Source organism: Dietzia sp. CW19 (assembly GCF_014145265.1).
Classification (GTDB): domain Bacteria; phylum Actinomycetota; class Actinomycetes; order Mycobacteriales; family Mycobacteriaceae; genus Dietzia; species Dietzia natronolimnaea.
On sequence record NZ_JAALEE010000138.1, the window covers coordinates 1 to 14,082 of the forward strand.

The following is a 14,082-nucleotide window of genomic DNA, read 5'->3' on the forward strand; positions in this document are numbered from 1 at the left end:
CCCTCGCGGCCCCCGCCGCGGCCCAGGCCGCGATCCAGGTCTCCGGGGGCACCCCCGTGCTGGTCAACGGCGTTGCCGGGTGCACCCTCACCGCGGCGGGTTACGACGCCGCCGGCACGCCCGTCGCCTTCACCGCCGCCCACTGCAGCGATCGGATCAACGCCCCGGTCATCCTCCGGGGCGACCCGGGAGCCGGTGTCATCGGCACCGTCGCGACGCGCAACGAGATCCTCGACTACTCGGTGATCCGCCTCAACCCGGGCGTCGTTGTGCCCGTGCGCCAACCCGGGGTCACCGGACGCGGTCCCGCCCCGGAATTCGGCGACGTGGTCTGCAAGGACGGGATGTCCACCGGGCATACCTGCGGCATCACGTGGCAGCGCGACGGCAACGAGTTCTGGAGCCATGCGTGTGCTGGCTACGGGGACTCCGGCGGGCCCGTGACCCGCGACGGCCGCCTCGTGGGGTTGCTGTCCGGCGGACACATGCCGCCGGCCGCGGGATCGGTCGGAAGCATCGGCGCTCTCCTGCCGTCCTGCCTCCACCCCGTGCAGTCACCCGTGTTCCTCCCGGCGCTGGCGTACTCGTTCGACGCGATCGTGGCCGACGCCACCGACCGGAACTGGCCCGGACGCGGCTTCCGGATGGCCTGACCGGCGGCCGGACCGGCCGCCCGAAACCGGTGTGGATCACCGGCCCGCCTGGTACGACTGGGGTCACCCCGGACGAGAGGTGACCCAATGACCCACACCGACACCCCTGTTCCCCCCGAGCGACGCGACCGGGCGAGTCGCGGAATGTTCATGATCCTCGCGCTGGTCGTCGTGGTGGTCGTCGTCGGCGTCCTGGTGTTCTTGTTCACGGGTAACGCCGAGGAGTCCGCGCAGCCCGCTGCGGAGGACCCCCAGACGGCGCTCGCCGACGCCATCACGGCGGAGGTGGAGGACGCGGGCGTCGAGTTCGAACCGGGACTCGTCGCCGTGGACTTCCCGATCCGGCAGGGGGCCACCCCGTCCTCCGCCGTGGAGAGTGCGCAGGACGATTCGATCGCCGTGCTCCGGGCCGTTCAGGGGTCCGACTGGTCGGGGACGGTGGAGATCACCGCGTTCACCGCGCCCGGGAACCAGCCGGAGGAACAGAACGGTCAGGAGATGGTGCGGATGGTGTACCTACCCGAGACGGTCGATCGGCTCGACCCCGACGGGATCGGTCGCGAGGACGTGTGGGCCGAGGCGGACGAGCAGTTCGTGGATCCGGCTCTGACCGGGTAGCACGTAGTTCGACGCCCCTCATCGCCTCCACAGCTCTTCGGTCTCGGCCGCACCCGCCTCCGACCGGATGCGCTGCCAGTTGCGGCCACCCCGGGCGAACGTGGCCCGCACGGCGGCGGGGACGATCGACCGGTCTGTCGGCTCCGATCGCCACCGGCAGTCCCGGACGTGGACCAGGTCCACCTCGTGCGCCTCGTCCGAGTCGTCGTAGCGCCACGGCCCCCCGAGACGCCCGAGCCAGTAGTTGCCGTCGACGTCCCGGGTCCACACATATGCACCGTCGGGCACCCGGGCGAACCGTTCGAGGCGGCGGGCCAGCCTGTCGTCGTGCTGCGCCGCGGCGGCGTCGACCGCCTCGGCGAGCGATGAGGGTGGCGGCCCCGCCAGGCGGCCGCCCATGCCGCAGAGCCCGACGCGCAGGCCCCGCTCGACACCCACCCCGTCCGCCACGGCGTCGTCCCTCGACCGCATCGGGGCCCTGAACAGGGGAACGTCGTCAGCCGCCATCGGAACTGCTCCTCTCGGGGCACCTGCTCGGGTGGGACGGGTGCGGGACGGGCGAGCCCCGCGAACGAGGAACGCCTCCGCGGATCAATGATCCACGGAGGCGTCCGTCGTTCTCAACCGCGCATACGGCCGCGGCTCACTTCAGTTCGGCGCTCGACAAGTCGAGGATGCGCCGCGCGATCACCAGCTGCTGGATCTGCTGGGTGCCCTCGAAGATGTCGAGGATCTTGGAGTCGCGCGACCACTTCTCCAGGAAGCTGCGCTCGGAGTAGCCGTAGCTGCCGGCCAGCTCGACCGCGCCCAGGGTGACGGCGGAGCCGGTGCGCCCGGCCTTGGCCTTGCACATCGACGCCTCCTTGGTGTTGGGCATCTTGTTGTCGGCCATCCACGCGGCGCGGAGCGTGAGCAGGTACGCGGACTCCCAGTCCGCCTCGAGCTCGAGGTACTTGGCCACCGCGGCCGGCTGGCTGGTGGCGGGCCGGTCGTAGTCGATCTCGAGTCCGGCCTCCTCGAGCAGGGTGCGGATCTCCTCCAGCGCGGCGCGGGCGACACCGACGGCCATGCCGGCCACCAGCGGCCGGGTGTTGTCGAAGGTCTGCATGGCGCCGGCGAAGCCCTTGTCCACGCGGACCTCCGGGTCGCCCAGGAGGTTCTCCTTGGGGATCCGGCAGTTGTCGAAGGTGATCTGCGCGGTATCCGAGGCGCGGATGCCGAGCTTGTGCTCGAGCCGGTCCACGGAGACACCGGGGTGCTCGCGGGGGACCACGAACGATTTGATGGCCGCGCGGCCCTTGGTCTTGTCCAGCGTCGCCCAGACCACGATGTGGTCGGCGCGGGCGCCGGAGGTCACGTAGATCTTGGTGCCGTTGATCACGTACTCGTCGCCCTCGAGGCGGGCGGTGGTCGACACGGCGGCCGAGTCGGACCCGAACTCGGGCTCGGTGATGGCCATGGAGGCCCACACCCGCCCGAACTTCTCCATCTGCTCCTCGCTGGCCACTGCGGCGATCGCGGAGTTGCCCAGACCCTGGCGGGGGATCGAGAGGGTGAGGCCCACGTCGCCCCAGCACGTCTCGATGATGTTGAGCAGCGACTTCATGTTGCCGCCGTTGGAGACGCCTTCGCGACGCGGTGCGCCGCCCGAGCCCATGGTGGCACCGGAGGCGGCCTGACCGGCGTCCTCCATGGCCTCCATCATGGCCTTGAGCGTGTCGAGCTCGACGGGGTACTCGTGCTCCGCGAGGTCGTACTTGCGGGAGACGGGACGGAAGATCTGCGTGGCGACCTGGCGGGCCTGGTTGGCGCCCGCCTCGAGCCGCTTGGGGAGTTCGAGATTGATCATCGTCAGTGGTCCTTCGTGCTGGTGGGGCGGGAGGCGAGGTGGGCGGTGCTCACAGGACCACCACGCCCTCGGCCACACCCACGGCGCGCAGGTCGCGGTACCAGCGCTCGACGGGGTGCTCCTTGGTGAAGCCGTGTCCACCGAGCAGCTGGACGCCGTCGAGGCCGATCCTCATTCCCTTGTCCGCGGCGATCTTGCGGGCGAGGGCCGCTTCGCGTGCGAAGGGCAGACCCTGTTCGGCGCGCGACGCGCCGCGCCAGGTCACCAGGCGCATGCCGTCGAGCTCGGTGGCCATGTCGGCGACGGCGAAGGCGACCGCCTGGCGGTGCGCGACGGGTTCGCCGAAGGCCTGGCGCTCCTTGACGTACGGGGTCACGTAGTCGAGGACCGCGTGCGAGGTGCCCACCGCGAGCGAGGCCCAGCCCAGTCGCGACAGACGGATCACGTCGGCATAGGTCCCGGCCCGCTCCTCCGGGGAGGCGTCGGGGCCACCGAGGACCGCGTCGGCCGGGAGGGAGACGTCGGTGAGGACGATCCGCCCCAGACCCGCGGCGCGCAGGCCCATGGACGGGTCCGCCTCCACCACGAGTCCGTCGGTGTCGGACTCGACCACGAAGAGGGTCGGGAACCCGTCGAGAGAGGCGGCGACGACGAAGAGCTCGGCGCTCCCGGCGGTGGGCACCATCGACTTGACGCCGTTGAGCGTGAACCCACCCGGCCCGCGGGTGGCGGTGGTCTTGAGCTCGAACGGATCGAAGAGCGGACGGGGCTCGGCCACCACGACGGCGGCCGCCGGGACCTGCTCGGAGGCGAAGGCCGGCAGATAGGACTTCTGCTGGGCGTCCGACCCGAACTGGGTCAGGGTGGTCGCGACGCCGGAGGGCGCCAGGATCGGCAGGGCCAGACCCATGTCGCCGTAGGCCAACGCCTCGGCGACCAGCGAGTTGGTCACCACGCCGCGCTCGGAGGCGATGCCCTCGAACTCCTCGGGCACGTTGAGCATGGTGGCGCCGATCTCGGCGGACCGGGTCAGCAGCGACGCGGGGGCCTCGGCGGCGTGGTCCGCGTCGTGAGCGGCCGGTCGGACGACCTCGGCGGCGAAGTCCCGGACTGTCTCGACGATCATCTGCTGGTCGTCGTCCAGGGTGAGGTCGAACAGGTCGGGCCTCGCCTCGGAGTCGGCGTCGGGCAGACGCTTGGGCGCGCCGGATCCGGAGACCTTCTTGAACGACTTGGTGGCGGCGCCGAGGGTCTTGAAGCCGGTCTTGGTGGCCTCGTAGGTGACCCGGTCGACCTTCTGGCGCAGATTGAAGCGCTCGGCGAACTCCGACCCGGTGATCGTCGTGAGCGCGCGCATCGCGGCTCCGATCGCGTCGATCCTCGTGGGGTTCTTACCCGGGGTGGAGGCCTCCGCGCGTCCGGTCGTGGACGGGGACGTGGGGTTCTTGCTCATCATCACCAGCTGTTCTCGTGACGGACGGTGGACGGTGCTGTCGGGGACATCTTACTTCGGAGTAAGTTCCGAACGCCAGACTTTGCCCTCAAGTCGTCCCAGCCCCTGGTGAGAGCCTCGGGCTCAGCCCCGGAGGAGCGCCACGGCCTGCTCGACGGCCCCCGGACGGCCCGCCACGAACCAGTCGTAGCCGTTCACCTCGACGGTCGCGCAGAGCCCACCCGCGCCCTCGACCAGGGCCCGTCCGGGGAGCCAGTCCCACTCCGGGCACGAGTGCTGACACCACACCGAGTGGACGCCGCAGGCGACCGACGCCAGGTCGACGGAGCCCGATCCGAGCATCCGGATCGTCGCCGCACCTCGGCTGACCCGGTGGAAGGGGTCGGCGAGGTCGGGGTCGGCGAAGAACGGCGGGTGGAGATAGGTGGCCAGACTGCCGGCGGCGAGGTCGCCGGGGGTGAGTCGGGTCACGGGGACGCCGTTCCGACGGGTGGGTACGTCCGAACCCCCGACGAAGGTGTCCCCGGTGACGGGCCGGTGGACGGCCCCGAGCATGTAGTCGTCCGGCCCGGTGACGGCCACGGCCGAACACCAGTAGTCCGAGCCGCTGACGAAGTTGTAGGTCCCGTCGACCGGGTCGACGACCCACCTGCGTTCGTGACGACCGGGGACCAGGGTGCCCTCCTCGCCGAGGACCCCGTCGTCAGGGCGGTGGCGGGACAGGAGGGCGGTGATCTGGCGCTCGGCGGCCCGGTCGGCCTCGGTGACCACGTCGGAGACCGAGGTCTTGTGGCGGACGTCCAGGCCGTCCTCGCGCAGACGTCGAGCCAGGGACCCGGCGTCGACGACGAGTCTGGCGGCCAGGTCCGCGTCGGTCATCGGCGCGACGGCCTCGTCGGACGGAGGGCGCAGGTGGCGGGTCTCAGGGGACATCGGTTTCCTCCGCTGGGCCGCAGTGGCCCGCTGACCTCGGGCGGTAGCGGGTCCGTCGCCCGCGACGCTACCCCCGTGAGTCGACGACGGGGTGTGCGCCGGACCGCGGGAGGGTGGCGGGTGGGGAAACGCGGGGCGGACGCCCGGCCGCGTAGAGTTGGATCCCGTGCACCCCGACGTTTCCGCCGACATCGCAGCCCTCGACGCCACCATGACCACGGTCGAGAAGGTCCTCGACATCGAGGAGCTCGCCCGCCGTGTCGATGAGCTGGAGCAGATGGCCGCCGACCCCGACCTGTGGAACGACCAGGACCGGGCGCAGAAGGTCACCAGCGAGCTCTCCTACATCCAGGCCGACCTGCGCAGGTGTCGCGAGCTGCGCCAACGCATCGAGGACCTCCCGCTGATGTACGAGCTGGCGGAGGAGGAGGGGGACGGAGCCGTCGAGGACGCGGACGCCGAGCGCCTCCAGCTGCGTGAGGACGTCGAGGCCATCGAGGTCAAGACGATGCTCAGCGGCGAGTACGACCAGCGTGAGGCCGTGGTCAACATCCGTGCCGGTGCCGGCGGTGTCGACGCCGCGGACTTCGCCGAGATGCTCATGCGCATGTATGTGCGGTGGGCGGAGAAGGCCGGCCACAAGGTCGAGGTGTACGACACCTCGTACGCGGAGGAGGCGGGCATCAAGTCGGCGACCTTCGTCGTCCATGACCCGTACATGTACGGCACACTCTCCGTCGAGCAGGGGACCCACCGACTCGTCCGCATCAGCCCGTTCGACAACCAGGGCAGGCGGCAGACCTCGTTCGCCGAGGTCGAGGTGCTGCCGGTGGTGGAGACGACCGACTCGATCGAGGTCAACGAGAACGAGGTGCGCGTCGACGTCTACCGCTCGTCCGGCCCCGGCGGGCAGTCCGTCAACACGACCGACTCGGCGGTCCGCCTCACCCACGTCCCCACCGGGATCGTGGTGACGTGTCAGAACGAGAAGTCGCAGTTGCAGAACAAGGTCGCGGCCATGAAGGTCCTGCAGGCCAAGCTGCTCGCACGCAAGCAACAGGAGGAGCGGGCCGCCATGGACGCGCTCGGTTCGGGCGGCAACGCCTCCTGGGGTAACCAGATGCGGTCGTACGTCCTGCACCCGTACCAGATGGTCAAGGACCTGCGGACGGAGTTCGAGGTCAACAATCCGTCGGCGGTCCTGGACGGCGACCTGGACGGGTTCATCGAGGCGGGCATCCGGTGGCGGATGCGGGAGGGGGCCGACGCCGAGTGAGGTTCCAGACTGACTTCAATCCCATCCTGAACTGGCTCAGCAACAACGGCCTCGAGGTCGTCCTCCTCGTGCTGGGCGCCGCCCTGATGACGCGGGTGATCGCCAAGATCGCGCGGATGTGGACCGGTCGGATCGACGCCAAACACACCGACGAGGATTTCTGGTCGGAGGAGTCCAAGCACCTCCACTCGCTGATCCAGGTGATCTCGTACGTCGCCGTGGGCGTGCTGTACATCCTGTTCGGAATCCAGATCCTCCTGCGCTTCGGCGTCAACCTGGTCGCACTCGTCGCCCCGGCCACCGTGCTCGGTGCGGCGCTGGGCTTCGGTGCCCAGAAGATCGTCCAGGACTTCCTGGCCGGGTTCTTCGTCCTGGCCGAGCGTCAATACGGCTACGGCGACATCGTGGAGCTCACCACTGCGACGGGCGTCACCGCGGGAACCGTCGAGGACGTCACCCTGCGCATCACCCGCCTGCGGACCCTCGACGGCGAGGCGGTGATCGTCCCCAACGGCCAGATCGTCACCGCGATCAACCAGTCGCAGGACTGGGCGCGTGCGATCATCGACGTCCCGGTGCCCAACAACGCCGACATGGACAAGGCCAACGAGGTGCTCGCACAGGTCTGTCGCGAGATCACCGACGACGACCGGGTGGGCCAGTACGTCCTGGACGAACCCACCGTGATGGGTGTGCAGTCGATCCGGCTGGAGCAGACCGTGATCCGGTTGCTGGCCCGGACCAAGCCCGGCATGCAGTGGGAGGTGGGCCGACGGATGCGCGCGGTCATCCTGCGCCGGTTCCGCGCGGAGGGGATCGTTCTGGAGCCCGAGGCCCTGGCCGCGATCCGGGCGGGCATGCTCCGACCGCAGACCGGAGAGGGGAGCGCGTGATGGCCGAGCGCCGAGACGACGACACGACAGCCGAAGACCACACGCCCGACGACCACACACCTGAGGGCACGACCTCCGACGCGGTCTCGTCCGGCGAGCTCGGCCCGGAGGCCGAGGACAGCGCGCGGACCGAGGCGGCGACCACGCGTGAGCCCCTGATCAGCGGCGATCCGCTGGGTCTCGGGGGGACCACCGATCCCGATGCGCCGTCCCGTCGGCCGCGACCGAAGATCGTGTCCCTGCTCGGGGAGTTCTTCAGGATGTCGCGGACCACCGCGATCCTGCTGGTGGCGTTCGTCCTGTTCGCGATGCTCTATTCGCTGGTCAAGGACCAGCCGGTCGCCAGTTTCGGTACCCCACCGCCCCAGACGGACACCGCCGAGACCGAACCGCCCGCGCCGGCCGAGGGGACGACACCCGTCGAGGAGTCGCCGACCCCGGGGACCACGGTCGACCAGACGACGGTTCCGACCGCCACTCCGCAGACGTCACCGCCGGTCACCGGAACGACGCCGCCGCCGGGACGCCAGACCCCGACGTCCCCCACGGGAGCGACCGGGCAGCAGGCGCCGCCGCAGCAGTCACCGCAGGAGCAGTCGCCGCAGGAGCAGGCGCAACAGGGAGAGGATTCCGGCGACGCCGGGGCCGGTGGGAATCCCGTGACCACGAGCTGACACCGGCGGGTCCTTTGCCTGCCGTGTGGCTGGAGTAGCGCTACGCTACTCGAGTGATCAGTGCTTCCCATGTGACCAAGTCGTACGCGTCCTCGACGCGTCCGGCTCTGTCCGACGTGACCGTCGAGATCGCCGAGGGCGAGTTCGCCTTCCTCATCGGCGCCTCCGGGTCGGGAAAGTCGACCTTCCTGCGCCTGTTGCTCCGCGAGGACCGGCCCGACTCCGGGACCCTGGTCGTCGCCGGCCACGACCTCACCAGGATGAAGGCCTCGTCCGTGCCGTCGCTGCGTCGCTCGCTCGGCTGCGTCTTCCAGGATTTCCGTCTGTTGCCGGGTAAGACCGTGGCCGAGAACGTGGCGTTCGCGCTGCAGGTGATCGGTAAGTCCCGCCGGACGATCGACAAGGTCGTCCCCGAGACGCTCGAGATGGTGGGTCTGGGTCGTGAGGCAGGTCGCCGACCGCACGAGCTCTCCGGCGGCGAACAACAGCGGGTGGCGATCGCGAGGGCGTTCGTCAACCGACCGAGGCTGTTGCTCGCCGACGAGCCGACCGGCAACCTCGACCCCGAGACCAGCGAGGACATCATGCTGCTGCTCGACCGGATCAACCGGACCGGGACCACGGTCCTCATGGCCACGCACGACCGACACATCGTCGACCGCTCGCGACGCCGCGTGGTGGAGTTGGTCGACGGAAGGGTCGTCCGCGACGACTCCCGCGGCACCTACGGGGTGGGGCGCTGATGGCCGCGCGGTTCATCGCGTCCGAGGTCGCACAGGGCCTGCGCCGCAACCTGTCGATGACGCTGGCCATGATCATCACCACCGCCGTCGCGTTGGCGATGCTCGGCGCCGGGGTGCTGGTGGTCATGACTGCCTCGGCCAGCCAGGTCAAGTACGACTACCTCAACGAGTTCCGTGTCTACGTGGACCGGGCCATCTCCCTCGAGGACCCCGACTGCACCTCGGCGTGCGGTGAGATCCGGGACGAGTTGGAGGCCACGGCCGGCGTGGCCTCGGTGGAGTACAAGAACCCGCAGGAGACGTACGAGGAGTTCGTCGAGCTCTTCGCCTCCACCGACCCCGTCCTGGTGGAGTCGACCTCCCCGGACGCCCTGGGGTCGCGATTCACGCTCACCCTCGACGACCCCACCCGTGCGGAGTCCGTGGCCGAGGACCTGGAGGGTGTCGCGGGGATCGAGGTCGTGCAGGGGCAGGGGGAGCTGGTCGAGCGCGTCTTCTCCGTCCTGGACGGCATCCGGAACGCCGCGTTCGCCGTCGCGGTGGTCCAGCTCCTGGCCACCGTCCTGCTCATCGCCAACATGACGCAGATCGCGGCCTTCACCCGCCGGACCGCGCTGGGGATCATGCGACTGGTGGGCGCGAGCCGCTGGTACACCGAGCTGCCGTTCGTGGTGGAAGCCGTGCTGGCGTCGGTGGTCGGTTCGCTGCTCGCGGTCGGCGGGCTGCTGGGGGCCAAGGTCGTCTTCCTCGACAGGGTGCTGGCCGAGGCGTACCGGGCGAACCTGGTGGAACGGATCACCACCGTCGACATCCTGCTGCTGGCCCCGGTCCTCGTGGTGGCGGGCGCGGTGGTGTCCGCGCTCACGGCATGGGCCACGCTGCGGATCACGGTTCGGCGGTGATCCCGTACTGATCTAGAGTGGGGGATCTGCCCGACGGACGGACGAGGAGGTGAACCGGCGTGGCCAAGAAGAACAAGAAGAAGGGCGCGTCGACCCTCGGCCGTGACGGCAGCGTGGTCGCGAGCAACCGCAAGGCCCGGCACGAGTACTCCATCCTCGACACCCACGAGGCGGGGATCGCGCTGTTGGGTACGGAGATCAAGAGCATGCGCGAGGGCCAGGCGTCGTTGGTCGACGCGTTCGCGACGATCGACGACGGCGAGGTGTGGCTCCGCGGGCTCCACATCCCCGAGTACTCCCACGGGAACTGGACCAACCACGCGCCCAAGCGCGCCCGCAAACTGTTGCTGCACCGTCGCGAGATCGATTCGCTCGTCGGCAAGGTGCGGGACGGCAACGCCACGCTGGTCCCGCTGTCCCTCTACTTCGTGAACGGGCGGGTCAAGGTCGAACTGGCCGTCGCCCGGGGTAAGCAGGCCCACGACAAACGGCACGACATCGCCAAGCGGACCGCCGAGCGCGAAGCCGTTCGCGAACTCGGCAGGAGGATCAAGGGCATGCACGCATGATGCCGGTCGCGCTGGCGTCGACCTCGGCGGTGGCGTACGGCATCAGCGACTACCTCGGCGGGGTCGCGTCCCGGCGTGCCCGTGCACTGAGGGTCGTCAGCGTGTCGTACCCGCTGTCGATCGTGCTGGTCGGGGCGGCGGCGGTGGTGTCCGGGGGGTCACCGACCCTGGTCGGGTTGGCCTGGGGGCTGACTTCGGGCCTCCTGTCAGGTCTCGCGGTGTGGTCGTTCTACGTCGCGCTCTCGCGCGGGCCGATGAGCGTGATCTCGCCGATTACGGCGGTTCTGGCCGCGTCGGTGCCGCTCGCGTTCGGGTTGGTGGCGGGGGAGCGGCCCGGGGCGGCAGCCCTGGTCGGGATGTCGGTGGCGCTCGTCGCCACGGTCCTCGTCTCACTGGAGAGCGACGAGGGTTCGTCGATCGGACACGGTCGCCTCACCTGGCCGTTGATGGCGCTCACGGTGATCTCGGGGCTGGCGTTCGCGGGCTTCTTCGTCCTGCTGGCACAGGTCCCGGCGGGTGAGGGGCTGTGGCCGGTCGCGGCGTCGCGGGTCGGCGCCACCGGGGTCGTCCTGACGGCGGCGTTCGCCGCCCGCGAGTCGTTCAGGTTCTCCCGGCGCCTCATCGCCATCGGCCTGGTGATCGCCGTGTTCGACGCGGTCGCCAACGGAGCCTTCTACTTCGCCTCCCAGGCGGGCATGCTCTCGCTGGTGAGCGTGATCGCCGCGCTCTACCCCGCCTTCACGGTGGCGCTGGCCATCACGCACGGAGGGGAGCGCCTTCGCGCGGTCCAGATCGCGGGGCTCGCACTGGCGGGGGTGGCGATCGCACTGCTCGCGCTGGGCTGAGGTGGAGACGGAGCTCACCCTGGCGGTGGGGCCCCGGTCGGGGTAGGGTCAGTGGTCCGTCGATGAGAGTCGGCGGACCTGACGGGGCTGATGTGGTTTCGACTACGTGAGTTGACGCAGGGGAAGCGTGCCGGTGCAGGCCAGAGACCACCGTAAGCGTCGTGGCAACCAATTACGCGCCGATACCAATCAGCGCGACTACGCCCTCGCTGCCTGACAGCGAGCCCGTAGTCTGTCGGCCCGGGGTCGCCCTCGCCCCGGTCACCGGCATCATCTAGAGGGATCACCGGCTCACCCGGTCACGGGGTGGGTCGGGACATCCAACAGTGACTGGGATCGTCATCGCCGACATGTCCGCATGAGGGCGAGATCCGAGTAGAGGCCAACGCGGACTGCGCACGGAGAAGCCCTGCCGATGCTGCGGAGGACCCGGGTTCAATTCCCGGCAGCTCCACCATCGGGCCGAGCCCCCGGTCGATCACCGACCGGGGGCTCGGTGCATTTCGGCCTCGCCACCTGCCCTCACCTGAAAGAGGACTCAGGCGGTTTCGGTACCCTCTCGGTAGTCGCCAGTCGCTCGGAAAGGGCCGACGGTTTCCCAGGAGAGAAAGGCCCACCCACACGTGAACGCCAAGTCCGCAGGTAACAAGAGCACGAAGGTCCTGAAGACCAAGAAGAACAACGGGATGCTGATCACGGTTGCGGCCCTGATCGCCGTCGCCGTCCTGGTCCTCGGCGGCGTCGTGTGGATGGCCCAGCGGGGAGGCGAGGCCAACCCGATCACGTTCGGTGAGACGGCCGACGAGCTGATCGAGATCTCGGACACGGGTGTGATCGCGGTGGGGGAGGAGACCGCCCCGACCGTCCAGATCTGGGAGGACTTCATGTGCCCGGCGTGTGCCTCCTTCGAGGGGCAGAACGGTGAGCGGATCGCCTCCGCCGTGGAGGCCGGTGACCTGCGCGTGGAGTTCCACACCCTCAACTTCCTCAACCGCCAGTCGGCGTCGGGCGAGTACTCCACGCGGGCCATCGCCGCCGTCCAGTGCGTCGCGGCCAAGGATTCGCTGCCGGCCTTCTTCGACGTCAAGAACGCCTTCTTCGCCCAGCAGCCCGCCGAGGGCGGTGGCGACCGTTCCGCGAGGGAGTTGGCCGCCACCGCCGAGGCGGCCGGCGCGAACGCGGACTCGGTGGAGTGCATCGGCAACGTGGAGACCAACGGCGGGATGGAGAAGGCCTCGGACACCGCCGACAACTCGCAGGACAGTATCCGAGAGGTCACCGACCGCGTCTCCACCCCCACGGTCGCCTACGAGGGTGAGGTCGTGGAGATCGCCGATCCGGCCTGGCTGGACAACATCCTCGCCTGACCCCGGTCCGCACCGATCGGTACCGGCCCCGCCCGTCCAGGGCGGGGCCGGAGGCGATTTGGAGCGCCGAACCGGGATGGTGTAACTTTGGTCGAGCCGGTCGCCGAGAGGGGAACGGCGGAACAACCGATACGGGGCTATGGCGCAGCTGGTAGCGCACCACACTGGCAGTGTGGGGGTCAGGGGTTCGAGTCCCCTTAGCTCCACCCGAACGAACGATCCGGCAACGGATGGTTCATGCGAGCAAGAGCCCGGCCACTGGCCGGGCTCTTTTCATCTCTATCCCTGCTGCGCGGCCCACTCGGCGACCCGGCGTGCGCTCTCGGACTCCGACAGGTCCTCCACGCGGGACATGATCGACCATCGGACGCCGTACGGGTCCCGGATCGAGGCGTACCTGTCGCCGGAGACGAACTCGCTCACGGGTTCACGGATCGTGGCCCCGGCCTGTGCGGCCCGGTCGACCACCTCGTCGACGTCCGCGCAGTACATCCCGATCGAATAGCAGGCCACCTCCCCGGTGGGCGGGGGCACGAGCCCGAACCGGGGACTGGGCTCGCCGAGTTGCAGCCGGCCGTTGCCGAAGTCGAGTTCGGCGTGCACGACGATCCCGCCCATCTCCGTCACGTCGACCACCCGGGCGCCGAACACCGAGGAATAGAATTCGACCGCGTCCCCCGCTCTCTCGACGGCGAGGAACGGCGTGAGGCTGGTCGACCCGTGGGGGACGCCGTCGGTGGTGTGTTCTCCGGTGACCCCGGCCCGGGGCGTGGTGTTCTCTGTCATGCGATGAACCTACGAGGACATGCACGGGAGTGGCTTGAAGATTCGCGACGCCGTCGCGTCCGACACGCGGGGAGGGGACGATGGCCGACCTCCCTGATCGACGCGGGGTCCTCTATCCGGACCGGCTGCCCACCTTCCACCGCGAGGACGCGCCGTCGGAACTGCGTGACCGGATCCGTTGGTTCTGGATCCCGCGCTGGCGTCTCGCGCCGGGGGAGACCTCCCGGCAGGAGCTGCTCCCTTTTCCGGCGTCCAATCTCGTCGTCGACCCCGGAGGGGTCAGTCTCTCCGGACCGACGACCGGCGTCTCCCACCGGGACCTCATCGGCAGCGGATGGGCGGTAGGCGCCCTGCTCCGCCCGGCCGGATTGGCCTCGTTGGCGGCCGAGCCCCGGCGGCTCCGCGACGCGGAGACGCCCCTCGACGCCCCCGGGTTGCATCGTGCCGTCATGGCGGCGATGGGAGAGGTGGACGAGGTCGTCGGCCGGTCGTGCCCTGCTGATCAGCGCGGGGCCGACCAG

The 14,082-nt window shown here is 69.8% G+C and carries 16 protein-coding genes, 1 tRNA gene and 1 other RNA gene; 13 read left to right on the top strand and 5 right to left on the bottom strand.

Annotated elements, in window-relative coordinates:
- Together G6021_RS04790 and G6021_RS04795 are read left to right on the top strand one after the other, a co-directional pair.
- The coding region (locus G6021_RS04790; protein ID WP_182640763.1) for a peptidase S1 at positions 1-653 on the top strand (653 nt) is incomplete at its 5' end.
- Between the two features lie 87 nt (positions 654-740).
- The gene (locus G6021_RS04795; RefSeq protein ID WP_182640764.1) at positions 741-1,271 is read left to right on the top strand and encodes a hypothetical protein; all 531 of its coding nucleotides are present in this window, start codon (positions 741-743) and stop codon (positions 1,269-1,271) included.
- An 18-nt stretch (positions 1,272-1,289) separates the two neighbouring features.
- Here G6021_RS04795 and G6021_RS04800 read toward each other — a convergent pair whose 3' ends face one another.
- The 4 genes from G6021_RS04800 to G6021_RS04815 all read right to left on the bottom strand — a co-directional run bounded on the left by G6021_RS04800 (position 1,290) and on the right by G6021_RS04815 (position 5,506).
- Entirely contained in the window at positions 1,290-1,778 is a 489-nt protein-coding gene (locus G6021_RS04800; protein WP_179524818.1) for a GAF domain-containing protein, read from the bottom strand.
- A gap of 136 nt (positions 1,779-1,914) precedes the next feature.
- The gene (locus G6021_RS04805) at positions 1,915-3,120 is read right to left on the bottom strand and encodes an acyl-CoA dehydrogenase family protein (RefSeq protein WP_179524819.1); all 1,206 of its coding nucleotides are present in this window, start codon (positions 3,118-3,120) and stop codon (positions 1,915-1,917) included.
- Positions 3,121-3,169: 49 nt separating this feature from the next.
- The gene (locus G6021_RS04810; RefSeq protein WP_179524820.1) at positions 3,170-4,576 is read right to left on the bottom strand and encodes an acyl-CoA dehydrogenase family protein; all 1,407 of its coding nucleotides are present in this window, start codon (positions 4,574-4,576) and stop codon (positions 3,170-3,172) included.
- Between the two features lie 120 nt (positions 4,577-4,696).
- Positions 4,697-5,506: an inositol monophosphatase gene (locus tag G6021_RS04815; protein WP_182640765.1), complete on the bottom strand. Its 810-nt coding sequence runs from the start codon at positions 5,504-5,506 to the stop codon at positions 4,697-4,699.
- Between the two features lie 166 nt (positions 5,507-5,672).
- Here G6021_RS04815 and prfB point away from each other — a divergent pair, with 166 nt between their 5' ends.
- From prfB to G6021_RS04865, 10 genes are all read left to right on the top strand, one after another.
- Complete coding sequence (gene prfB / locus G6021_RS04820) at positions 5,673-6,782, top strand: peptide chain release factor 2 (protein WP_179524822.1); 1,110 nt, start codon at positions 5,673-5,675, stop codon at positions 6,780-6,782.
- Positions 6,779-7,675 carry a mechanosensitive ion channel domain-containing protein gene (locus G6021_RS04825; RefSeq protein ID WP_182640766.1) on the top strand — a complete coding sequence of 299 codons (897 nt, stop codon included), beginning with the start codon at positions 6,779-6,781 and terminating at the stop codon, positions 7,673-7,675. The genes prfB and G6021_RS04825 overlap by 4 nt, the downstream gene beginning before the upstream one ends.
- Positions 7,675-8,349 (top strand): hypothetical protein, encoded by a 675-nt coding sequence (locus tag G6021_RS04830; protein ID WP_182640767.1) that lies wholly within the window; start codon positions 7,675-7,677, stop codon positions 8,347-8,349. Before G6021_RS04825 ends, G6021_RS04830 begins: the two co-directional genes overlap by 1 nt.
- Before the next feature lie 53 nt (positions 8,350-8,402).
- Positions 8,403-9,092: a cell division ATP-binding protein FtsE gene (gene ftsE / locus G6021_RS04835; protein WP_179524825.1), complete on the top strand. Its 690-nt coding sequence runs from the start codon at positions 8,403-8,405 to the stop codon at positions 9,090-9,092.
- On the top strand, positions 9,092-9,994 hold the full coding sequence (gene ftsX, locus G6021_RS04840; RefSeq protein ID WP_182640768.1) for a permease-like cell division protein FtsX: 903 nt from the start codon (positions 9,092-9,094) through the stop codon (positions 9,992-9,994). Before ftsE ends, ftsX begins: the two co-directional genes overlap by 1 nt.
- Before the next feature lie 59 nt (positions 9,995-10,053).
- Positions 10,054-10,563, top strand: a complete 510-nt coding sequence (smpB, locus tag G6021_RS04845; RefSeq protein WP_179524827.1) for an SsrA-binding protein SmpB — start codon at positions 10,054-10,056, stop codon at positions 10,561-10,563.
- Positions 10,560-11,408 (top strand): DMT family transporter, encoded by an 849-nt coding sequence (locus G6021_RS04850; RefSeq protein WP_182609626.1) that lies wholly within the window; start codon positions 10,560-10,562, stop codon positions 11,406-11,408. Before smpB ends, G6021_RS04850 begins: the two co-directional genes overlap by 4 nt.
- Positions 11,409-11,491: 83 nt before the next feature.
- Positions 11,492-11,865: a transfer-messenger RNA gene (gene ssrA / locus G6021_RS04855) on the top strand.
- Positions 11,866-12,031: 166 nt separating this feature from the next.
- A complete protein-coding gene (locus tag G6021_RS04860; RefSeq protein ID WP_179524829.1) occupies positions 12,032-12,775 on the top strand; it encodes a thioredoxin domain-containing protein in 744 nt (247 codons plus the stop codon).
- 133 nt (positions 12,776-12,908) lie between these two features.
- Positions 12,909-12,981, top strand: a tRNA-Ala gene (locus tag G6021_RS04865).
- 73 nt (positions 12,982-13,054) lie between these two features.
- Here G6021_RS04865 and G6021_RS04870 read toward each other — a convergent pair.
- Positions 13,055-13,561 (bottom strand): VOC family protein, encoded by a 507-nt coding sequence (locus G6021_RS04870; RefSeq protein ID WP_179524830.1) that lies wholly within the window; start codon positions 13,559-13,561, stop codon positions 13,055-13,057.
- A gap of 80 nt (positions 13,562-13,641) precedes the next feature.
- On the opposite strand from G6021_RS04870, the gene G6021_RS04875 reads away from it, so the two are divergent.
- The coding region (locus G6021_RS04875; RefSeq protein WP_347238915.1) for a DUF6597 domain-containing transcriptional factor at positions 13,642-14,082 on the top strand (441 nt) is incomplete at its 3' end.